Raw genomic sequence first — 21,142 nt, forward strand, 5'->3', positions numbered from 1 at the left:
AGGAGCTGACAGTGATCGACGCGTTCGTAAGGATCGGACCATTGATGGATCCGGCCAGTTATCCGCAGTGGGCCCAACAACTGATAGAGGATTGCCGCGAAAGCAAGCGCCGAGTGGTGGAGCATGAGTTCTACCAACGCCTGCGCGATGGCCAGCTCAAGCAGTCGACCATCCGCCAGTACCTGATCGGTGGCTGGCCGGTGGTCGAGCAGTTCTCCCTCTACATGGCCCACAACCTCACCAAGACCCGTTACGCCCGGCATCCCGGCGAGGACATGGCGCGCCGCTGGCTGATGCGCAACATCCGCGTCGAGCTCAATCATGCCGACTACTGGGTGCACTGGTGCCAGGCCCATGGCATCCACCTGCATGAGCTGCAGTCCCAGGAAGTGCCGCCCGAGCTCAATGGCTTGAACGACTGGTGTTGGCGGGTATGCGCCACCGAGTCACTGGCCATCGCCATGGCAGCCACCAACTACGCCATCGAGGGGGCCACCGGCGAGTGGTCGGCGGTGGTCTGCGCCGAAGATACCTACGCCCAGGGCTTCCCCGAAGACACCCGCAAGCGCGCCATGAAATGGCTGAAGATGCATGCGCAGTATGATGACGCGCACCCGTGGGAAGCGCTGGAAATCATCTGCACCCTGGCCGGCGAGAGCCCGACCCTGGGGCTGCGCACCGAGTTGCGTCGGGCGATCTGCAAGAGCTACGACTGCATGTTCCTGTTCCTGGAGCGTTGCATGCAGCTCGAAGGGCGTCAGCAGGGGCGCCTGCGCCCGGCCTTGGCGGCGGGCTGAAAGCATCGCGGGGCAAGTCGCATCGGCGCACCGCCGCCCCACGCAGCAAGGCGTGGGGCGGGCTTGCCCCGCGATCAGTCTTATCGGTTTTACTGTGCGTTCAGCGCCTGCCCGTTCACATCCTTGCTGTCCGGTCCCATCAGGTACAGGTACACCGGCATGATGTCCTCGGGCAGCGGGTTGTTCTGTGGGTTTTCGCTTGGGTAAGCCTGGGCGCGCATCGCCGTGCGCGTGGCGCCCGGGTTGATGCTGTTGGAGCGCACTGGCGCTACGCCTTCCAGTTCATCCGCCAGGGTCTGCATCAGGCCCTCGGTGGCGAATTTCGACACCCCGTAGGCGCCCCAGTAAGCGCGGCCCTTGCGCCCGACGCTGCTGGAAGTGAACACCACCGAGGCATCCTCCGACAGCTTCAGCAGCGGCAGCAAGGTGCTGGTCAGCATGAAGGTGGCGTTGACGTTGATGTGCATCACGCGCATGAAGTTGTCGCCCGACAGCTGCTCCAGCGGCGTGCGCGGACCAATGATCGAGGCGTTGTTGAGCAGGCCGTCGAGGCGGCCGAACTGGTCCTCGATCATCACCGCCAGTTCGTCGTACTGGTGGGGCAGGGCGGTTTCCAGGTTGAACGGGATCACCACCGGTTGCGGGTGGCCCGCGGCTTCGATCTGGTCGTAGACCTCGTTCAGGTTGGCTTCGGTCTTGCCCAGCAGCAGCACGGTGGCGCCCAGGGCGGCATAGGCCTTGGCGGCGGCGGCGCCGATACCGCGGCCGGCACCGGTGACCAGGATGATCCGGCCCTTGAGCAGGTCGGGGCGGGCGGTGTAGTCGAACATAGGTCTGTCCTTGAATATGAGCTGCAAGCTATAAGCGGCAAGCTACAAGAGAAAGCGGATCAGTGTTGGAGCTGCTCTTTCTTGAGGCTTGAAGCTTGACGCTTGCGACTTGAAATCAGCAGCCGCACAGCGCGCTGTCGATCACCTTGCGCAGTTCCAGCGGGTGGTCCACCACCACGTCGGCGCCCCAGTTGTTGGGGTTGTCCTCTGGATGAATATAGCCATAGCGCACCGCTGCGGTGCGGGTGCCGGCGTCGCGGCCGGACTCGATGTCGCGCAGGTCGTCGCCGACGAACAGAACGCTGGCCGGGTCCAGGTCAAGCGTCTTGCAAGCCAGGATCAGTGGCTCGGGGTCGGGCTTGCTGTTTTTCACATGATCCGGGCAGATCAGCAGCGCCGAGCGCTCGGCCAGGCCCAGACGTTGCATGATCGGCTCGGCGAAGCGCACCGGCTTGTTGGTGACCACGCCCCACAGCAGGTTGCCTTTCTCGATGTCGGCCAGCAGCTCCGGCATGCCGTCGAACAGCTTGCTGTGCACCGCGCAATCGCGCTGGTAGCGCTCGAGGAACTCCAGGCGCAGGGCTTCGAAGCCGTCGGCCTCGGGGTCCATGGCGAACGTCGCGGCGACCATGGCGCGGGCGCCGCCGGAAATCACCTCGCGGATGCGCGCGTCGTCGATGGCCGGCAGGCCGCGGTCGGCGAGCATCGCCTGGCAGATGGCGATGAAGTCCGGCGCCGTGTCCAGCAGGGTGCCGTCCATGTCGAAGAGTACTGCTCGCAGGCGCATGCTCATTCCTCGCGCAGGGTCTGGATCATGTAGTTGACGTCGACGTCGTTGCACAGCTTGTAGTGCTTGGTCAGCGGGTTGTAGGTCAGGCCGATGATGTCCTTGACCTCCAGGCCTGCGGCACGGCTCCAGGCGCCCAGCTCTGAGGGGCGGATGAACTTCTTGAAGTCGTGGGTGCCGCGCGGCAGCATCTTCAGCACGTATTCGGCGCCAATGATCGCCAGCAGGTAGGCCTTGGGGTTGCGGTTGATGGTCGAGAAGAACACCTGGCCGCCGGGCTTGACCATGCGGTAGCAGGCGCGAATCACCGAAGAAGGGTCGGGTACGTGCTCGAGCATCTCCAGACAGGTGACCACGTCGAACTGGCCGGGCATCTCTTCGGCCAGCGCTTCGGCGGTGATCTGCCGGTACTCCACCGCAACGCCCGACTCCAGCTGGTGCAACTGGGCCACCGCCAGCGGTGCCTCGCCCATGTCGATGCCGGTGACGGTGGCGCCACGCTGGGCCATCGCCTCGCTGAGGATGCCGCCGCCGCAGCCGACGTCCAGCACCTTCTTGCCGGCCAGGCCGACACGCTCGTCGATCCAGTTGACCCGCAGCGGGTTGATGTCGTGCAGTGGCTTGAACTCGCTCTCGCGGTCCCACCAGCGGTGGGCCAGGGCTTCGAACTTGGCGATTTCGGCGTGGTCGACGTTGCTCATGGGAACAGTCCTCTGAATCTTCGATAAATAGTGTCGCGGGGCGGCAGCCGCAGCTGCCGGCCGTTCATTCGTTGCGCCCGCCGATGCGGGTTCCCCAGGCGCGGGCGTTGGCGGCCAGCGCGGCTTCGTCCATCCGTGTCAGGCGGCGGTCCTCGACAAGTTGCTGCCCGGCGACCCAGACATCCTTCACGCAGTCGCGACCGGTGGCGTAGATCAGTTGCGAGACCGGGTCGTGCACCGGTTGCTGCGCCAGCCCCGACAGGTCGAAGACTGTCAGGTCGGCGGCCTTGCCCACCTCGAGCGAGCCGGTGATCGGCTCCAGCCCGAGGGCCCGGGCGCCATTGAGCGTGGCCATGCGCAGCGCCCGGTGGGCGTCAAGGGCGGTGGCCGAGCCGGCCACGGCCTTGGCCAGCAACGCAGCGGTGCGGGTTTCACCGAGCAGGTCGAGGTCATTGTTGCTGGCGGCGCCATCGGTGCCGACGGCCACGTTCACTCCGGCCTGCCACAGGCGCTCCACCGGGCAGAACCCGCTGGCCAGCTTGAGGTTGGACTCGGGGCAGTGGACCACGCTGGTGTTGCTTTCTACCAGCAGCGCCAGGTCTTCGTCGCTGATCTGGGTCATGTGCACCGCTTGCAGGTTCGGGCCCAGCAGGCCCAGGCGCGCGAGGCGCGCCAGTGGCCGCTCGCCGTTGTCCTTGAGTGCCTGCTCGACTTCGCTGGCGGTCTCGTGGATGTGCATGTGCAGCGGTGCGTCCAGCTGGTCGGCGATCACCCGGATCTTTTGCAGGTTCTCGTCGCTCACCGTGTAGGGGGCGTGCGGGCCCAGGGCAATGGTAATGCGCGGGTGGTGGCGCAGCTCGCCGAACAGCTCGATGGCCAGGTGCAGGGCCTCGTCCGGGGTGCGTGCGCCGGGGATGGGGAAATCCAGTAGCGGCACGGCGATCTGCGCGCGGATGCCGCTGCGGTGCACGCGGTCGCAGGCCTCGCGGGGGTAGAAATACATGTCGGCGAAGCAGGTGATGCCGCCCTTGAGCTGTTCGGCGATGGCCAAGTCGGTGCCGTCGGCCACGAAGGCCTCGTTCACCCAGCGACCCTCGGCGGGCCAGATGTGCTCCTGCAGCCAGGTCATCAACGGCAGGTCGTCGGCCAAACCGCGGAACAGGGTCATGGCGGCGTGGCCGTGGGCGTTGACCAGCCCGGGCGTCAGCAGGCAGTCGGGCAGCGTTTGCACTTCCCGCGCTTGTGGCGCCCGCTCGCGTGGGCCGAGCCAGGCGATCTGGCCGTCGCGGATGCCCAGCGCATGGCCCTCCAGCACTACACCGGCCGGCTCGACGGGGACCAGCCAGTCCGGCACAAGCAGCAGGTCGAGGAGGGGGGTGGCGATGGGCATGCGCGATATATACCTGGATCGGTTCGGCTAAACGCGCAGTATACCCGAGCGTCCGCGACGCAGGCTCGCTATAATCGCCGGCTTTTGATGCCAGGGCGACGGGGAGAGGCGATGCGCGAGCAACTGATGGCGGCGGAGACGGTGACGGGCATCGAGTGGCGCGACGGCGTGCTGCACCTGCTCGACCAGCGCCTGCTGCCGCTTGAGCAGTGCTGGCTGGCCTGCACCGAGGCGGCCGAGGTGGCTGAGGCGATCAGCGACATGGCCGTGCGTGGCGCTCCGGCGATCGGCATCTGCGCCGCCTACGGCCTGGTGCTGGCGCTGCGCCGTCGTTTGGCCGAAGGCGAGAGCTGGGAAGAGAGCCTGGAAGAAGACTTCATGATACTCGGCGAGGCGCGGCCCACCCCGGCCAACCTGTTCTGGGCGCTCAACCGCATGCGTGAGCGCCTGCAGCGCCTGCGCCCGGATGAAGACGTGCTGAAGGTGATGGAGGCCGAGGCGGTGGCGATTCACCAGAGTGATCGCGAGGCCAACCTGACCATGGCCCAGTTCGGTGTCGAGCAGATCCGCAGGCACCAGGGCAGCGAGCAGGCCCTGCTCACCCACGGCAACGCCGGGGCCCTGGCCACCGGCGGCTTCGGCACCGCCCTGGGGGTAATCCGCGCCGCCACCCTGGAGGGCATGGTCGAACAGGTCTATGCCTGCGAGTCGCGGCCGTGGCTGCAGGGTTCGCGCCTGACCGCCTGGGAGCTGGCCGCTGACGGAGTGCCGGTGACCGTGGTCGCCGACGCGGCGGCCGGGCACCTGATGAAGACCAAGGGCATCACCTGGGTGGTGGTCGGCGCCGACTGCATTGCCGCCAATGGCGATGTGGCGGCGAAGATCGGCACCTACCAGATGGCGGTGGCGGCCATGCACCACGGGCTGCGCTTCATGGTGGTGGCGCCGAGCACCAGCATTGATCTGAATCTGCCTACCGGCGAGGATATCCCGCTGGAGACCCGCGGCGAGGAAGAGCTGCTGGAGGTAGCGGGCATCCAGGTAACCGCTGATGTCGAAGCCTACAACCCGGTGGTCGATGTCACGCCGGCCGACCTGATCGACGTGATCGTCACCGAGAGGGGCGTTGTCGAGCGCCCGGATACCGCAAAGATCGCCCAGTTGATGTGCCGCAAACGCCTCCATTGAGGCGTTTTTCCATCCGTGCGGATGGTGCTGTACGGCAACCTGCCATATCTCCCATGCGCGCAGCGTTTGTGATACCATCCGGCAGTTTCCAAGGCCACTCTTTAGCGCGGCCTTCATTGCGCAGATCCATGGCACAACTCATTGATTTGTCGTAAGTCGTCGCACCCCAATTGCGCTGCGGCGGCGAGCTTCGTTCGTCCTTCGAGGGATCAGGCGAAGTTTCACCAGAAAAAGGAATCAGGCTTCTCATGGGCGAACTGGCCAAAGAAATCCTCCCGGTCAATATCGAAGACGAACTGAGACAGTCTTACCTCGACTACGCGATGAGCGTTATTGTCGGGCGAGCGCTGCCCGATGCGCGTGACGGCTTGAAGCCCGTGCATCGTCGCGTTCTGTATGCGATGAGCGAACTGGGCAACGACTGGAACAAACCGTACAAGAAATCCGCCCGTGTGGTCGGTGACGTGATCGGTAAGTACCACCCGCACGGCGACACCGCCGTGTACGACACCATCGTGCGCATGGCCCAGCCATTCTCGCTGCGCTACCTGCTTGTCGATGGCCAGGGCAACTTCGGTTCGGTGGACGGCGACAACGCCGCGGCCATGCGATACACCGAAGTGCGCATGTCCAAGCTGGCCCATGAACTGCTGGCCGACCTGCACAAAGAGACCGTCGACTGGGTGCCGAACTACGACGGTACCGAGCAGATCCCGGCGGTCATGCCGACCAAGATCCCCAACCTGCTGGTCAATGGCTCCAGCGGTATCGCCGTGGGCATGGCGACGAACATTCCGCCGCACAACCTCGGCGAAGTGATCGACGGCTGCCTGGCGCTGATCGACAACTCCGACATCACGGTCGATGAGCTGATGCAGTTCATCCCGGGGCCGGACTTCCCGACAGCGGGCCTGATCAACGGCCGCCAGGGCATCATCGAGGCCTATCGCACCGGCCGTGGCCGCATCTATATGCGTGCCCGCTCCGAGATCGAAGACATCGACAAGGTCGGCGGCCGCCAGCAGATCGTGGTCACCGAGCTGCCGTACCAGCTGAACAAGGCGCGCCTGATCGAGAAGATCGCCGAGCTGGTCAAAGAGAAGAAGATCGAAGGCATCACCGAGCTGCGCGACGAGTCCGACAAGGACGGCATGCGCATCGTCATCGAGCTGCGCCGCGGCGAGGTGCCGGAGGTGGTGCTCAACAACCTCTATCAGCAGACCCAGCTGCAGAGTGTGTTCGGTATCAACATCGTCGCCCTGATCGACGGTCGCCCGCGTCTGCTGAACCTGAAGGACCTGCTCGAGGCGTTCGTCCGTCACCGCCGCGAGGTGGTCACCCGTCGCACCGTGTTCGAGCTGCGCAAAGCCCGCGAGCGTGGCCATATCCTTGAAGGCCAGGCGGTCGCGCTGTCCAACATCGACCCGGTCATCGCTCTGATCAAGGCCTCGCCGACGCCGTCCGAAGCCAAGGAAGCGCTGATCAGCACGGCCTGGGAGTCCAGCGCGGTGCAGGTCATGGTCGAGCGTGCCGGTGCCGAGTCATGCCGTCCGGAAGACCTGCCGGAGCAATACGGCCTGCGCGAAGGCAAGTACTACCTGTCGCCGGAACAGGCCCAGGCGATCCTGGAGCTGCGCCTGCACCGCCTGACCGGCCTGGAGCACGAGAAGCTGCTGGCCGAGTACCAGGAGATCCTCGAGCAGATCGGCGAGCTGATCCGCATCCTCAGCAGCGCCGAGCGCCTGATGGAAGTGATCCGCGAAGAGCTTGAAGCGATCCGCGCCGAGTACGGCGATGCCCGCCGCACCGAAATCCTCAATGCCAGCCATGACCTCAACTACGGCGATATGATCCCCGAAGAAGAGCGTGTGGTGACCATCTCCCACGGTGGCTACGCCAAGACCCAGCCACTGTCCGCGTACCAGGCCCAGCGCCGTGGTGGCAAGGGCAAGTCGGCCACAGGCGTCAAGGACGAGGACTACATCGAGCACCTGCTGGTCGCCAACAGCCACGCCACCCTGCTGCTGTTCTCCAGCAAGGGCAAGGTGTACTGGAAGAAGACCTACGAGATTCCCGAGGCCTCCCGCGCCGCTCGCGGCCGCCCGCTGGTCAACTTGCTGCCGCTGGAGGAGGGTGAGCGCATCACCGCCATGCTGCAGATCGACCTGGAGGCGCTGCAGCAGCACGCAGACCCAGACGAAGAACTGGAAGACAGCGACGACAGCGTGATCGAAGGCGAGCTGGTGGAAGCCGAGGAGATCGACGAGGAAGACGGCGACACCCCTGAGTGGGTCGCCGAAGCGACCGGTGCCTACATCTTCATGGCCACTGCTTCCGGTACCGTCAAGAAGACTCCGCTGGTGCAGTTCGCCCGTCCGCGTTCCAACGGCCTGATTGCCCTGAAGCTCAAGGAAGGTGACACCCTGATCGCCGCCGCCATCACCGATGGCGCCAAGGAAGTCATGATGTTCTCCGACGCCGGCAAGGTGATCCGCTTCGCCGAGAGCGTGGTGCGCGAGATGGGCCGTACCGCCCGTGGCGTGCGCGGCATGAAGCTGGGTAAGGGTCAGCAGATCATTTCCATGCTGATTCCGGAGTCTGGCGCGCAGATCCTCACCGCTTCCGAGCGTGGTTTCGGCAAGCGTACCCCGCTGTCCAAGTTCCCGCGTCGCGGCCGTGGCGGTCAGGGCGTGATCGCCATGGGCACCAAGGGGCGCAACGGTCTGCTGATCGGCGCTATCCAGGTGCAGGAAGGCGAGGAAATCATGCTGATCTCCGACCAGGGCACGCTGGTGCGTACCCGGGTCGGCGAGGTGTCCAGCCTGGGCCGTAACACCCAGGGTGTCACGCTGATCAAGCTGGCCACCGACGAGACGCTGGTGGGGCTTGAGCGCGTCCAGGAACCCTCCGAGGAAGAGCTCGATGAGCTGATCGAGACGGACGAGGAGGGCGCCCCGCTCGATGCGGTGGGCGACGACGATGCCGGCACCGAAGAGGCGCCTCAGGAATAATCGATGCAACAACCCGAGCGGGGCGACCAAGGTCGCCCCGTTTGACTGATGAAGGTGGGGCATTGGCGCTGCGAGGCAGCCCTGATGCTGGCGATACAGTCTTGACTGGTCCGCAGCGAATTACGATTTTGTTCTATTTGGCAGAGCGAGAGTGGATGTGAGCAAACGAGCCTTTAACTTCTGCGCAGGCCCTGCCGCGCTTCCTGATGCCGTGCTGCAGCGCGCCCAGGCCGAGATGCTGGACTGGCGCGGCAAGGGTCTGTCGGTGATGGAGATGAGCCATCGCAGTGACGACTATGTGGCCATCGCCGAAAAGGCCGAGCAGGACCTGCGCGACCTGCTGTCCGTCCCCTCCAACTACAAGGTGCTGTTCCTGCAGGGCGGCGCCAGCCAGCAGTTCGCCGAGATTCCGCTGAACCTGCTGCCGGAAAACGGCACCGCCGACTACGTCGAGACCGGTATCTGGTCGAAGAAGGCCATCGAGGAAGCGCGCCGCTTCGGCACTGTCAACGTTGCTGCCAGCGCCAAGCCCTACGACTACCTGGCCATCCCGGGCCAGAACGAGTGGCAGCTGACCCGCAACGCCGCCTACGTGCACTATGCGTCCAACGAGACCATTGGGGGCCTGCAGTTCGACTGGGTGCCCGAAACCGGTGACGTCCCGCTGGTGGTCGACATGTCCTCAGACATCCTGTCGCGCCCGATCGACGTGTCGCAGTACGGCCTGATCTATGCCGGCGCGCAGAAGAACATCGGCCCGAGTGGCCTGGTGGTGGTGATCGTGCGCGAAGACCTGCTGGGTCGTGCCCGCAGCAGCTGCCCGACCATGCTCGACTACAAGGTGTCGGCCGACAACGGCTCGATGTACAACACTCCGGCCACTTATTCCTGGTACCTCTCGGGCCTGGTGTTCGAGTGGCTCAAGGAGCAGGGTGGCGTCGAGGCCATGGAGCAGCGCAACCGCGCCAAGAAAGAGCGCCTGTACGGCTTCATCGATGCCAGCGAGTTCTACACCAACCCGATCAGCGTCAACGCCCGCTCGTGGATGAACGTGCCGTTCCGCCTGGCCGACGAACGTCTGGACAAGGCCTTCCTGGCCGGTGCCGATGCCCGTGGCTTGCTCAACCTCAAGGGCCATCGTTCGGTTGGAGGCATGCGCGCTTCGATCTACAACGCCCTGGGCCTGGAGGCTGTCGAGGCGCTGGTGCAGTACATGGGTGAATTCGAGAAGGAGCACGGCTGATGTCCGATCAGGAGCTCAAGGCCCTGCGTGTGCGCATCGACAGCCTCGACGAGAAGATCCTCGAGCTGATCAGCGAGCGCGCCCGTTGCGCCCAGGAAGTGGCCAAGGTCAAGACCGCATCGTTGCCAGAAGGCGAGGCGCCGGTGTTCTACCGTCCCGAGCGCGAGGCCGCGGTGCTCAAGCGCGTCATGCAGCGTAATCAGGGGCCGCTGGACAACGAAGAGATGGCACGGTTGTTCCGCGAGATCATGTCCTCCTGCCTGGCGCTCGAAGAGCCGCTTAAGGTGGCCTACCTCGGCCCTGAAGGGACCTTCACCCAGGCCGCAGCCATGAAGCACTTCGGCCATGCCGTGGTCAGTCGCCCGATGGCGGCCATCGACGAAGTGTTCCGCGAAGTGGCGGCGGGTGCGGTCAATTTCGGCGTGGTGCCGGTGGAGAACTCCACCGAAGGCGCCGTCAGCCACACGCTGGACAGCTTCCTCGAGCATGACATGGTGATCTGCGGCGAGGTCGAGCTGCGTATCCACCATCACCTGCTGGTGGGCGAGAACACCAAGACCGACAGCATCACCCGTATCTACTCCCACGCCCAGTCGCTGGCTCAGTGCCGCAAGTGGCTGGACGCCCATTACCCGAACGTCGAGCGCGTGGCTGTGTCGAGCAACGCCGAGGCGGCCAAGCGGGTCAAGGGTGAGTGGAATTCGGCGGCGATCGCCGGCGATATGGCGGCCAACCTGTATGGTCTGACCCGTCTGGCCGAAAAGATCGAGGACCGCCCGGACAACTCCACGCGCTTCCTGATGATCGGTAACCAGGAAGTGCCGCCGACCGGCGACGACAAGACTTCGATCATCGTCTCCATGAGCAACAAGCCGGGTGCTCTGCACGAGCTGCTGGTGCCGTTCCACGAAAACGGCATCGACCTCACGCGCATCGAGACCCGTCCGTCGCGCAGCGGCAAGTGGACCTACGTGTTCTTCATCGACTTTGTCGGCCATCACCGTGATCCGCTGATCAAGGCGGTACTCGAGCAGATCAGCCAGGAGGCTGTGGCGCTGAAGGTGTTGGGCTCTTATCCGAAAGCGGTGCTCTGATCGATTTTGTTGGGGTCGCTTTGCGGCCCATCGCCGGCAAGCCGGCTCCCACGGGGAGCGGTGTATCGCTGGCCTATGCGGGAGCTGGCTTGCCAGCGATGGGCTGCGCAGCAGCCCCCTGCGGTCTCAACGACTGGCATGTTTTTGAACAGGGTTCGCACTCGTGGTTAATGCTGTAACAAACAATCCCGCTCCGCTCGTCGACCGTCTGGTGGTCGTAGGTCTCGGCCTGATCGGCGGCTCCTTTGCCAAAGGCCTGCGCGAAAGCGGCCTGTGCCGCGAAGTGGTCGGCGTCGACCTCGACGGCGAGTCGCGCAAACAAGCCGTGGCGCTGGGCGTGGTCGATCGCTGCGAGGCTGACCTTGCGGCCGCATGTGTCGGCGCCGACGTCATCCAGTTGGCTGTGCCGATCCTGGCCATGGAGAAAGTCCTGGCTCGCCTGGCCCAGCTCGACTTGGGTAATGCGGTGATCACCGACGTGGGCAGTGCCAAGGGCAATGTGGTGCGTGCCGCGCGCGAGGCGTTCGCCGAGCGCCTGCCGCGTTTCGTGCCGGGGCACCCGATCGCCGGGTCCGAGCAGAGCGGGGTGGAGGCCTCCAATGCGGCGCTGTTCCGCCGGCACAAGGTGATCCTCACTCCGCTGGCGGAAACCGAGCCGGGCGCGCTAGCCCTGGTCGATCGCCTCTGGCGGGCGCTGGATGCCGATGTCGAGCACATGTCGGTGGAGCGCCATGACGAAGTGCTGGCCGCCACCAGCCACCTGCCGCACCTGCTGGCCTTCGGCCTGGTCGACTCGCTGGCCAAGCGCAATGAAAACCTGGAGATCTTCCGGTACGCTGCGGGAGGCTTCCGCGATTTCACGAGAATCGCCGGCAGCGACCCGATCATGTGGCACGACATCTTCCTCGCCAACCGCGAGGCGGTCCTGCGCACTCTCGATACATTTCGCAGCGACCTCGACGCCTTGCGCGACGCGGTCGATGCTGGGGACGGGCACCAACTGCTGGGCGTGTTCACCCGCGCCCGGGTTGCCCGCGAGCATTTCAGTAAAATCCTTGCCCGTCGGGCCTATGTGGACGCTATGAACGCCAACGATCTGATTTTCCTGGCCCAACCGGGTGGCCGCGTGTCCGGACGGATCCGCGTACCTGGCGACAAATCGATTTCCCATCGCTCGATCATGCTCGGCTCGCTGGCCGAGGGCACGACGGAAGTCGAAGGTTTCCTCGAGGGTGAAGACGCCCTGGCGACCTTGCAGGCCTTCCGCGACATGGGTGTGGTCATCGAAGGGCCGCACCATGGTCGCGTGACCATTCACGGTGTTGGCCTGCATGGCCTGAAGCCGCCGCCCGGCCCGCTGTATGTGGGTAACTCCGGCACCTCGATGCGCCTGCTGTCCGGCCTGCTGGCAGCGCAGTCGTTCGACACCACCATGACCGGCGACGCCTCGCTGTCCAAGCGTCCGATGAACCGCGTGGCCAATCCGCTGCGTGAAATGGGTGCTGTGGTCGAGACCGGCCCTGAAGGTCGTCCGCCGCTGACCATCCGTGGTGGGCACAAGCTCAAGGCGCTGAACTACACGCTGCCGATGGCCAGTGCCCAGGTCAAGTCGTGCCTGCTGCTGGCCGGCCTGTACGCCGAAGGCACCACCACTGTCACCGAGCCTGCTCCGACCCGTGACCACACCGAGCGCATGCTGCGCGGCTTCGGCTACGCGGTCGAGTCGAACGGTCCGGTAGCCTCCCTGCAGTCCGGTGGCAAGCTCACTGCCACCCGTATCGAAGTGCCGGCGGACATTTCCTCCTCGGCGTTCTTCCTGGTGGCGGCGTCCATCGCCGAGGGTTCTGATCTGGTCCTGGAGCACGTCGGCATCAACCCGACCCGCACCGGCGTTATCGACATCCTGCGCCTGATGGGCGGCGACATCACCCTGGAAAACCAGCGTGAAGTCGGCGGCGAGCCGGTGGCCGACCTGCGCGTGCGTGGCGCCAAGCTCAAGGGTATCGACATCCCGCAAGAGCTGGTGCCGCTGGCCATCGACGAGTTCCCGGTGCTGTTCGTCGCCGCCGCCTGCGCCGAAGGGCGTACCGTGCTGCGTGGCGCCGAAGAGCTGCGGGTCAAGGAGTCGGACCGCATCCAGGTGATGGCCGACGGCCTGGTTGCCCTGGGCGTGAAGTGCGAGCCGACCCCGGATGGCATCATCATCGACGGCGGCCAGATCGGCGGCGGCGAAGTGCACGGCCACGGCGACCATCGCATCGCCATGGCGTTCAGCATCGCTTCGCTGCGCGCCAGTGCCCCGATCGTCATTCATGACTGCGCCAACGTCGCCACGTCGTTCCCCAACTTCCTGGCGCTGTGCAAGGAAGTCGGCATTCGCGTCGCCGAAGAGGGCAAGTCGTGAATTCGCAAGCACCGGTCATCACCATCGACGGGCCTAGCGGCTCGGGCAAGGGCACGGTCGCAGGGCTGCTGGCTCGTGAGCTGGGCTGGCGTCTGCTCGACTCTGGCGCCCTCTACCGCTTGTTGGCATTCAATGCCAGCAATCACGGTGTCGACCTGACCAACGAAGAGCTGCTCAAGGCGCTGGCCGCGCATCTGGACGTGCAGTTCGTCGCGGCGGAGCCGGGCAAGCTGCAGCAGATCATTCTCGAAGGTGAGGATGTCAGCAATGCCATTCGCACCGAGACAGTCGGTGCCGGGGCCTCGATGGTTGCCTCGCTGCCGGCGGTGCGCGAGGCGCTGCTGCAGCGCCAGCGTGCTTTCCGTGAAGCCCCTGGGCTGATCGCCGACGGTCGCGACATGGGGACCGTGGTGTTCCCGGACGCGCCGTTGAAGGTGTTCCTTACCGCCAGTGCCGAGGAGCGTGCCCGTCGCCGTTACCTGCAGTTGAAGGGCAAGGGCGAAGATGTTAGTCTGTCGAGTCTGCTAGATGAGATCCGTGCGCGCGATGAGCGCGACACCCAGCGCGCAGTGGCCCCGCTCAAGCCGGCGGCCGATGCAATCCAGTTGGATTCCACGGAGTTGTCCATCGAGCAGGTGCTGCAACGCATCAGAAGCGAGCTCGCCCTGCGCGACCTGGCCTGATGGAGAGGAGGGCCGGCAGGGGCACCAGTCAACGTCCTGCCAGCACTTCTTAACTTAACGAAACCCACATTGTCTGGAATGTGGCTATGGGCGTCTTTTTCGCCCGAATCTACAGGAATTAAAATGAGCGAAAGCTTTGCAGAACTCTTTGAAGAAAGCCTGAAAACCCTCAATCTTCAGCCGGGTGCAATCATCACCGGTATCGTTGTCGACATCGACGGCGACTGGGTTACCGTACACGCTGGTCTGAAGTCCGAGGGTGTCATCCCGCTCGAGCAGTTCTACAACGAAACTGGCGAACTGACCATCAAGGTCGGTGACGAAGTTCACGTTGCGCTGGACGCGGTCGAAGACGGCTTCGGCGAAACCAAGCTGTCCCGTGAAAAAGCCAAGCGCGCCGAGTGCTGGATTGTTCTGGAAGCTGCTTTCGCTGCTGAAGAAGTGGTCAAGGGCGTTATCAACGGTAAGGTTAAAGGCGGCTTCACTGTCGACGTTAACGGCATCCGTGCGTTCCTGCCGGGCTCCCTGGTTGATGTCCGCCCAGTGCGCGACACCACCCACCTCGAAGGCAAAGAGCTGGAATTCAAGGTCATCAAGCTGGACCAGAAGCGCAACAACGTTGTCGTTTCCCGTCGCAGCGTCCTGGAAGCCGAAAACAGCGCCGAGCGCGAAGCTCTGCTGGAATCGCTGCAGGAAGGCCAGCAGGTCAAAGGTATCGTCAAGAACCTCACCGACTACGGTGCGTTCGTTGACCTGGGCGGCGTCGATGGTCTGCTGCACATCACCGACATGGCCTGGAAGCGTATCAAGCACCCGTCCGAGATCGTCAACGTTGGTGACGAGATCGACGTCAAGGTCCTGAAGTACGATCGTGAGCGCAACCGCGTTTCGCTGGGCCTGAAGCAACTGGGCGAAGACCCATGGGTTGCTATCAAAGCCCGTTACCCAGAGAGCACCCGCGTGACTGCTCGCGTTACCAACCTGACCGACTACGGCTGCTTCGCTGAGCTGGAAGAAGGCGTTGAAGGCCTGGTACACGTTTCCGAAATGGACTGGACCAACAAGAACATCCACCCGTCGAAAGTCGTTCAGGTTGGCGATGAAGTGGAAGTCATGGTTCTGGACATCGACGAAGAGCGTCGTCGTATCTCCTTGGGCATCAAGCAGTGCAAGTCCAACCCATGGGAAGACTTCTCCGGCCAGTTCAACAAGGGTGACAAGATCACCGGTACCATCAAGTCGATCACCGACTTCGGTATCTTCATCGGCCTGGACGGCGGCATCGATGGTCTGGTTCACCTGTCCGACATCTCCTGGAACGAAGCCGGCGAAGAAGCCGTGCGTCGCTTCAAGAAGGGCGACGAGCTGGAAACCGTCATCCTGTCGGTTGACCCAGAGCGCGAGCGCATCTCCCTGGGCATCAAGCAGCTGGAAGACGATCCGTTCTCCAACTTCGTTGCTGTCAACGACAAGGGCGCTATCGTCAAGGGTATCGTCAAGGAAGTTGACGCCAAGGGCGCTATCGTGACCCTGGCCGACGACATCGAAGCTACTCTGAAGGCTTCCGAAATCAGCCGTGACCGCGTTGAAGACGCTCGTAACGTGCTGAAGGAAGGCGAAGAGATCGAAGCCAAGATCATCAGCGTCGACCGCAAGTCCCGCGTCATCAGCCTGTCCATCAAGTCGAAGGACGATGCTGAAGAGCGCGAAGCCATCCAGAGCCTGAAAAACGCTCCGGAAGCGGCTGCCGACACCACCATGGCCGCGCTGCTGCGCGAAGCTATGGCCAAGCAGAACTGAGTTCTGTTTGATCGGTAAAAAGGGCGACCCTCGGGTCGCCCTTTTTTGTGCCTGTGATTTCTCGGCAGGTGTGGAGCCTCCGGTATCCTGGCCCGATTCCTGGCGGCTTGTTACGACTGTGAACAAATCCTTACCTTGAATTTTTTTGTTTAGTCAAGAACCGGCCTGTTCAAATCGCTCGGAGCGTGCTACAAACTGATTAAGCAATGATCTAGCTGCTTGATAACGAAGGGAAAAATATGACGAAGTCGGAGCTGATCGAACGTATTGTCACCCATCAGGGGCTACTCTCGTCCAAGGACGTCGAGTTGGCCATCAAGACCATGCTTGAGCAGATGTCGCAGTGCCTGGCGACCGGGGATCGTATCGAGATCCGTGGCTTCGGCAGCTTTTCCCTGCACTATCGCGCGCCCCGTGTAGGGCGCAACCCCAAGACCGGTCAGTCGGTCAGCCTGGACGGCAAGTACGTGCCGCATTTCAAACCCGGCAAGGAGTTGCGTGACCGGGTTAATGAAGAAGAGCATGAGCACCCTTGAATGGAGGAGCAGCCTGATGCGTAATCTCAAGCGCGCCCTGATGGCGTTGTTCGTGCTGCTATTGGCGGCTGTAGTGTTGTTCTTTGTGTTGGAGAACCAGCAGGCTGTCTCCCTGGTTTTGTTTGGCTGGTCGGCGCCCTCCCTCCCCATAGCAGTGTTAGTGTTGGCGGCGTTGGTGGTTGGCTTGGCAATGGGGCCGCTGCTGGGTTCGTTTGGGCGGTGGCGCAAGGTTGCCCGGTAAGTCGTGTCTTCCAGGAGCAGGTAAAGGGGGCATGTCTTATGTTGAAGTGCCATCATGTTGTGAGCGAGTAGTAGTGAGTCGTCACTTTCAATTTCTGCCTATGCGTCTTTAGCGAGCAGGGATTTCGGCCGCCCTCATCTGTGATGGGTGTGCGCAAGCGTTTGGATTCTCCGGTGGCCTAACGAAGCAGTCGCCTACCTGTTGGACCGTCATGGACAAAGAGTGCCTAAAGGCCGCTCAATTGCGAAATGCTCTGTCGGTTTTTTCTCCATTTGTCGTATGAATGGAACTAATGCGGAGGAGTGCTTTCATTATCTGGCTTAGCGTGGGAGTGAATTTGCGCTTGGTATTGAGTAATGCCGGCTATGCTTGGGGTATGTGACAGGATGTTCTGCTAGCGCCTAAAGGCGTAGTCGATCTGACAGACCTAAGGAAAACTAGAATAGATGCAAAATATACGTGGTGGCGCTGATGTAGGGGAGATGGACCTGATCACCTTGATCGCGGTGTTGTGGGGGGAAAAAATCCTGGTGGTCGGTGTGGCATTGGTTGTCACGCTTGCTTCGATCGGCTACGCGTTTTTCGCTTCACCTCTGTTTGAAGCTAAAGTGTACGTCCAGCCGCCTTTTGCCCATGATGTCGCGCGTCTCAATCAAGGGCGGGGAGGGGACAGTGGCTTGAAGCTGATTTCGCCTAAGGATGCCTATGCTATTTTTCTGGATTGTTTGAATTCGGAGTTTTTGCGTCGAAAGTTTTTTCTTGAATATTATTTGCCCAGTCTTTCGCAAGGGGAGCGCTCACGCTCTCAGGACGATTTGTATGCGCGGTTCAACAAGCTGTTAGCTGTTGCTGAAAGCCAAGCGCCTGAGCGTTACTCGATCGCGATGCGGCAGTCGACTCCAGTTATGGCGGCCGAATGGCTTTCTCGCTATATGCAAATGGCCAATGAAGAGGCGAAAGCAGCTTTAATTCGAGGGGCGCAGGTGGAAGTTGCGTTAAAAGTGGACAGTCTCATAAAAAAAATTGAAGTCGCTCGAGCCAATGCCCTCGGAGAGCGCGAAGATCGGATGGTGCAGTTATCGGAAGCGCTGGTGATCGCAGAAAAAATCGGGCAGGAAAAGCCAGTAGAGGTGGTTGATACATCGGTTGCGGAAAGGGGGGGGGCGCGTGAACTGGTTTATCTACGCGGATCCAAGGCATTGAAAGCCGAGATAGAGATGCTTGGCAAGCGGGCAACTAACGATCCCTTTACCCCGGGGTTGCGCGTTTATCAAGAAGAGCTCGCCTTTTATCAGGCATTGAAAGTGGGTGAAGCGGTGTTCGAGGTGTATCGTCCGGATGGCGAGGTGTTGGAGCCTGATGAGCAGGTCAAGCCGAATCGTGCTCTGGTCATATCGCTGGGTGTGCTGTCGGGCCTGCTTATCGGTGTCGCAGCCGCTTTGTCGCGCCTCGTATGGCGAGGGGTGCGGCGTCGAGGGTCCAGCGCTGCCGAGTTATCGTCAAGCTAAGCTTTGTACTAACAGTGCCTGTGCTACGATCATATCGCGTTGAAAGCTGGCTCGGAATGCTCATTTACAACCCGCAAACTCTGCTTCCTCGCCTGATTTTTACTTGCCTGAGCGTCGCTCGGGTACTTTTCGTACAAGCCCTCAGGCGCGGGGGTAGGAGCTTGCGTAATGTAAGTGTCTAAAATACGGCATGCTGAAAGCGTGTTAAAGCAGGGATTTCGGAGCAGGAAAATGGGTGTTGAGTTGGATTATTTTGTGCATGAGCGTGCTTTGTGCGAATCTCTATCAATTGGAGCGGGCTCCAGGATATGGGCATTTGCTCATGTTCTGCCTGGGGCTGTAGTGGGCAAGGAATGTAATATCTGTGATAATGTTTTTGTTGAGAATGACGTCGTAATTGGTGACCGGGTAACACTCAAGTGTGGTGTGCAGGTGTGGGATGGCATTACCTTGGAGGACGATGTATTTGTTGGTCCTAATGTTACCTTTACAAATGATCTATTCCCACGAAGCAAAGTCTATCCTGGAGAATTCCTGCGAACTATTGTTCGGCGAGGGGCGTCTCTCGGTGCGAACTGTACCATACTGCCGGGTTTGACCATTGGGGAGCGGGCCATGGTCGGCGCTGGGGCTGTAGTTACGCGCTCGGTCCCGCCTGGGGCAATCGTCGTAGGCAATCCTGCGAAAATTATCGGCCATGTGGACACTGAGCGTACCTCTCCGTTGCCGACTGAACCGTCATGCGAGCTTGGTGTGACAGCCACAAAAGTTCGTGGAGTAACCCTTCATTGCCAAAAAGTAATGAGTGATTCGCGTGGCTGTCTGACGGTTGGAGAGTTTGAGCGAAGTGTGCCTTTTGCGGCGAAGCGATATTTCCTTGTCTATGGTGTCCCGGCTGGTGAAACTCGCGGCGAGCACGCGCATTTGAAGTGCCATCAATACCTGGTGGTAGTCAAGGGTAGTGTTCATGTGATTGTCGATGATGGCCGTGTGCGGGATGAATTTCTACTCGACAAGCCGAACATGGGCATTTACCTGCCTCCCCTGACCTGGGGGGTTCAATACCAATACTCTAGTGATGCCGTGCTCTTGGTGTTCGCATCCGATGACTATGATGTGGAAGATTACATCAACAGTTATGAAGATTTTGTCGACCTTGTAAAGTAAGGTCCTTTGTCACCCCTCCCCCCCCCTGGGTTCACAGGTGTCGATTGGCTTCTGGGGGCAATTGATACCTCCACCAGCACGGAGCCGAGCCGTTTCTGCTGCGGGCCATTCTCATTCGACGATAGTCACGAGAATGCCCAGGGGGTGTCATCCTGCTGTCAGTCAAGCGTGCCAGCAAAAGGTCGGCGTTGACGCTTGTATAAATAGCTCCCGCTGCCATAATACGACCCTTTCCTTGCATGCAGGTATGCCCTGCATTCCACGTCGTGGCACGGATATGCCTTTAGCCAAGCCATGGGATGGGGCCTGCCGCGGTATTTTTCAGGCTCGAAGGCAGGTCTGTCGTGACTAGCATCAATCAGTTTCCATCATTAGGTGTTCTTGAGTTCAACCTTTTCAGTGCGAGTGCCGCGCTGTGGCACGGGAGGCGACTGGTTCTCGCCACCACTGCCCTGGCTACGATCGCCGCCTTGACCTACGCTTTCCTTGTCACCCCCAGTTATAAGGTAACAAGTGTCCTGCGTCCGGTAGCCCAATTCGAGTTGGACGCACTGAACCGCTCGGGGGTATATAAGCTCGGGCCCGAGCAAGCGTTACAGCGTGTCGGCGCAGCACTGGAATCTTACGACACCCGATTTGCTTACTTTCGAGCCCATCCTGAGCAGTTCAAGTCATTCAATGACCCCGCTTTAAGTGTCGAGCAACGCTTCGAGTTGTTTAATCGCAATTCATTGCAGGTGCGCCGTGTCAGTGCTTCAGCTGGGGAAGGAAGTAGTGATGCGGTCGTGCTCGAGCTTACTTATCGCGCAGGTGATGAGGGCGTCGCTATTGTGGAGGGCTTGCTGGATCAAGCCTTTGTGGTTGAGCGTGAAAGAATCAATAGTGATATAAGCACTGTTGTTAATAATCAGCTGAAAGCATTGGATTTGCGGTTGCAAAAGTCTCGGCTCTCCTACGAGACATTAAAAGACCTCCAGATTGCCTCGTTGAATGAAGAAGACTCGGTAAAACGAGCCCGGCTGCTTGACGAGATGCGTGCGCGACGTGCCGAGCTCAAAACATTGCGCGCCAACCGTATTGCTCAATTAGACGAGGCGCTACTCATCGCTCGACGCTTAGGCATCAAGCGACCTTCCACACCTGCTTCGATTGCCGATAACCCGGCGAATAATGCCACCAGCGTAGTCGTGGCAGATGGTGTCAGCCGTGACCCTCTCTACTTCCTTGGCAGCGATGCCCTGGAGGCCGAGCGCGCAGCATTGGTCCAGCGCCGCTCCGACGATTTTGTGGACACTCGAATTCCTCAGATTGCGAAGGAGCTGCAGATGCTCGAGCGCAATCGTGAAATTGAGGCGCTTGAGCAGCGCAAGCTTACTGATTTGTACGCACAGGATATCGCTAGTATCAGGGCGGAGCGATTTGAATTGGAGCAGCTCAAATTGCAGGCGTCGATGCTCAAGCTTGTGAGTATTGATCAACGTGCGGTGAGCCCGCAGGCACCGATTTCACCGAACAAATGGCTGTTAGGCATCAGCGGCATGCTGGTGGGGTTGTTATTAGGGGTGAGTTTTGTGCTACTTCGGCACCTGTTCATGAGCAATGCCTCGCAGTTCAAAGGTACTGCCTTCGATCGGGTAGAGTCTCCGGGCGCTGTCCTGCGGCGCGAAGATCTCAGCGGGGGGCGTTTGCGTTGAGAACTGCTTTCCTAACCCCTCGGCGGCTTTATCAACGACGGGTGGGGTGGCATTTTGCCTTGTAACGC

17 protein-coding genes are annotated in these 21,142 nt (G+C 61.5%); 13 read left to right on the forward strand and 4 right to left on the reverse strand.

What is annotated here, in order from left to right:
- The first annotated feature begins 11 nt into the window (after positions 1-11).
- Positions 12-797, forward strand: a complete 786-nt coding sequence (locus AC3WL2_RS21955; RefSeq protein WP_046856627.1) for an iron-containing redox enzyme family protein — start codon at positions 12-14, stop codon at positions 795-797.
- A gap of 89 nt (positions 798-886) precedes the next feature.
- Here the strand turns inward: AC3WL2_RS21955 and AC3WL2_RS21960 are convergent, their stop codons facing one another.
- The 4 genes from AC3WL2_RS21960 to AC3WL2_RS21975 form a co-directional block, all read right to left on the reverse strand.
- The gene (locus AC3WL2_RS21960) at positions 887-1,627 is read right to left on the reverse strand and encodes a YciK family oxidoreductase (RefSeq protein WP_102684342.1); all 741 of its coding nucleotides are present in this window, start codon (positions 1,625-1,627) and stop codon (positions 887-889) included.
- Between the two features lie 115 nt (positions 1,628-1,742).
- Positions 1,743-2,414: an N-acetylmuramic acid 6-phosphate phosphatase MupP gene (gene mupP, locus AC3WL2_RS21965; protein ID WP_102684341.1), complete on the reverse strand. Its 672-nt coding sequence runs from the start codon at positions 2,412-2,414 to the stop codon at positions 1,743-1,745.
- A gap of 2 nt (positions 2,415-2,416) precedes the next feature.
- Complete coding sequence (ubiG, locus tag AC3WL2_RS21970; RefSeq protein WP_023630595.1) at positions 2,417-3,115, reverse strand: bifunctional 2-polyprenyl-6-hydroxyphenol methylase/3-demethylubiquinol 3-O-methyltransferase UbiG; 699 nt, start codon at positions 3,113-3,115, stop codon at positions 2,417-2,419.
- A 64-nt stretch (positions 3,116-3,179) separates the two neighbouring features.
- Positions 3,180-4,505 (reverse strand): TRZ/ATZ family hydrolase, encoded by a 1,326-nt coding sequence (locus AC3WL2_RS21975; RefSeq protein WP_102684340.1) that lies wholly within the window; start codon positions 4,503-4,505, stop codon positions 3,180-3,182.
- 111 nt (positions 4,506-4,616) lie between these two features.
- Here AC3WL2_RS21975 and mtnA point away from each other — a divergent pair, with 111 nt between their 5' ends.
- The 12 genes from mtnA to AC3WL2_RS22035 all read left to right on the forward strand — a co-directional run bounded on the left by mtnA (position 4,617) and on the right by AC3WL2_RS22035 (position 21,074).
- Positions 4,617-5,693: an S-methyl-5-thioribose-1-phosphate isomerase gene (gene mtnA, locus AC3WL2_RS21980; RefSeq protein ID WP_102684339.1), complete on the forward strand. Its 1,077-nt coding sequence runs from the start codon at positions 4,617-4,619 to the stop codon at positions 5,691-5,693.
- Between the two features lie 248 nt (positions 5,694-5,941).
- Positions 5,942-8,704 carry a DNA gyrase subunit A gene (gene gyrA, locus AC3WL2_RS21985; RefSeq protein ID WP_102684338.1) on the forward strand — a complete coding sequence of 921 codons (2,763 nt, stop codon included), beginning with the start codon at positions 5,942-5,944 and terminating at the stop codon, positions 8,702-8,704.
- Positions 8,705-8,861: 157 nt separating this feature from the next.
- Positions 8,862-9,947, forward strand: a complete 1,086-nt coding sequence (gene serC, locus AC3WL2_RS21990) for a 3-phosphoserine/phosphohydroxythreonine transaminase (protein WP_094010761.1) — start codon at positions 8,862-8,864, stop codon at positions 9,945-9,947.
- Positions 9,947-11,041: a prephenate dehydratase gene (pheA, locus tag AC3WL2_RS21995; RefSeq protein WP_094010729.1), complete on the forward strand. Its 1,095-nt coding sequence runs from the start codon at positions 9,947-9,949 to the stop codon at positions 11,039-11,041. Before serC ends, pheA begins: the two co-directional genes overlap by 1 nt.
- Positions 11,042-11,204: 163 nt before the next feature.
- Complete coding sequence (locus tag AC3WL2_RS22000) at positions 11,205-13,445, forward strand: bifunctional prephenate dehydrogenase/3-phosphoshikimate 1-carboxyvinyltransferase (protein WP_102690679.1); 2,241 nt, start codon at positions 11,205-11,207, stop codon at positions 13,443-13,445.
- Positions 13,442-14,128 carry a (d)CMP kinase gene (gene cmk, locus AC3WL2_RS22005; protein ID WP_102684336.1) on the forward strand — a complete coding sequence of 229 codons (687 nt, stop codon included), beginning with the start codon at positions 13,442-13,444 and terminating at the stop codon, positions 14,126-14,128. Before AC3WL2_RS22000 ends, cmk begins: the two co-directional genes overlap by 4 nt.
- Positions 14,129-14,251: 123 nt before the next feature.
- Positions 14,252-15,928 carry a 30S ribosomal protein S1 gene (gene rpsA / locus AC3WL2_RS22010; protein WP_046856619.1) on the forward strand — a complete coding sequence of 559 codons (1,677 nt, stop codon included), beginning with the start codon at positions 14,252-14,254 and terminating at the stop codon, positions 15,926-15,928.
- 239 nt (positions 15,929-16,167) lie between these two features.
- Positions 16,168-16,464: an integration host factor subunit beta gene (gene ihfB, locus AC3WL2_RS22015; RefSeq protein WP_102684335.1), complete on the forward strand. Its 297-nt coding sequence runs from the start codon at positions 16,168-16,170 to the stop codon at positions 16,462-16,464.
- A 16-nt stretch (positions 16,465-16,480) separates the two neighbouring features.
- On the forward strand, positions 16,481-16,705 hold the full coding sequence (locus AC3WL2_RS22020; protein WP_102684360.1) for a lipopolysaccharide assembly protein LapA domain-containing protein: 225 nt from the start codon (positions 16,481-16,483) through the stop codon (positions 16,703-16,705).
- 446 nt (positions 16,706-17,151) lie between these two features.
- Positions 17,152-18,213, forward strand: a complete 1,062-nt coding sequence (locus AC3WL2_RS22025; RefSeq protein ID WP_102684334.1) for an LPS O-antigen chain length determinant protein WzzB — start codon at positions 17,152-17,154, stop codon at positions 18,211-18,213.
- 231 nt (positions 18,214-18,444) lie between these two features.
- Positions 18,445-19,380 (forward strand): WxcM-like domain-containing protein, encoded by a 936-nt coding sequence (locus tag AC3WL2_RS22030; protein WP_102684333.1) that lies wholly within the window; start codon positions 18,445-18,447, stop codon positions 19,378-19,380.
- A 344-nt stretch (positions 19,381-19,724) separates the two neighbouring features.
- Positions 19,725-21,074 carry a Wzz/FepE/Etk N-terminal domain-containing protein gene (locus AC3WL2_RS22035; protein ID WP_158247523.1) on the forward strand — a complete coding sequence of 450 codons (1,350 nt, stop codon included), beginning with the start codon at positions 19,725-19,727 and terminating at the stop codon, positions 21,072-21,074.
- Positions 21,075-21,142: the final 68 nt, after the last annotated feature.

The organism is Pseudomonas sp. FW305-96 (assembly GCF_058783825.1).

Excerpts from the sequence above, each read along its gene's own strand:
- rpsA (WP_046856619.1), top strand. The coding sequence starts at position 14,252 with ATGAGCGAAAGCTTTGCAGAACTCTTTGAAGAAAGCCTGAAAACCCTC.
- mtnA (WP_102684339.1), top strand. The coding sequence starts at position 4,617 with ATGCGCGAGCAACTGATGGCGGCGGAGACGGTGACGGGCATCGAGTGG.
- ubiG (WP_023630595.1), bottom strand. The coding sequence starts at position 3,115 with ATGAGCAACGTCGACCACGCCGAAATCGCCAAGTTCGAAGCCCTGGCC.
- mupP (WP_102684341.1), bottom strand. The coding sequence starts at position 2,414 with ATGCGCCTGCGAGCAGTACTCTTCGACATGGACGGCACCCTGCTGGAC.
- AC3WL2_RS22030 (WP_102684333.1), top strand. The coding sequence starts at position 18,445 with ATGGGTGTTGAGTTGGATTATTTTGTGCATGAGCGTGCTTTGTGCGAA.
- gyrA (WP_102684338.1), top strand. The coding sequence starts at position 5,942 with ATGGGCGAACTGGCCAAAGAAATCCTCCCGGTCAATATCGAAGACGAA.
- AC3WL2_RS22025 (WP_102684334.1), top strand. The coding sequence starts at position 17,152 with ATGCAAAATATACGTGGTGGCGCTGATGTAGGGGAGATGGACCTGATC.
- AC3WL2_RS21975 (WP_102684340.1), bottom strand. The coding sequence starts at position 4,505 with ATGCCCATCGCCACCCCCCTCCTCGACCTGCTGCTTGTGCCGGACTGG.
- pheA (WP_094010729.1), top strand. The coding sequence starts at position 9,947 with ATGTCCGATCAGGAGCTCAAGGCCCTGCGTGTGCGCATCGACAGCCTC.
- ihfB (WP_102684335.1), top strand. The coding sequence starts at position 16,168 with ATGACGAAGTCGGAGCTGATCGAACGTATTGTCACCCATCAGGGGCTA.
- AC3WL2_RS22020 (WP_102684360.1), top strand. The coding sequence starts at position 16,481 with ATGCGTAATCTCAAGCGCGCCCTGATGGCGTTGTTCGTGCTGCTATTG.
- AC3WL2_RS21960 (WP_102684342.1), bottom strand. The coding sequence starts at position 1,627 with ATGTTCGACTACACCGCCCGCCCCGACCTGCTCAAGGGCCGGATCATC.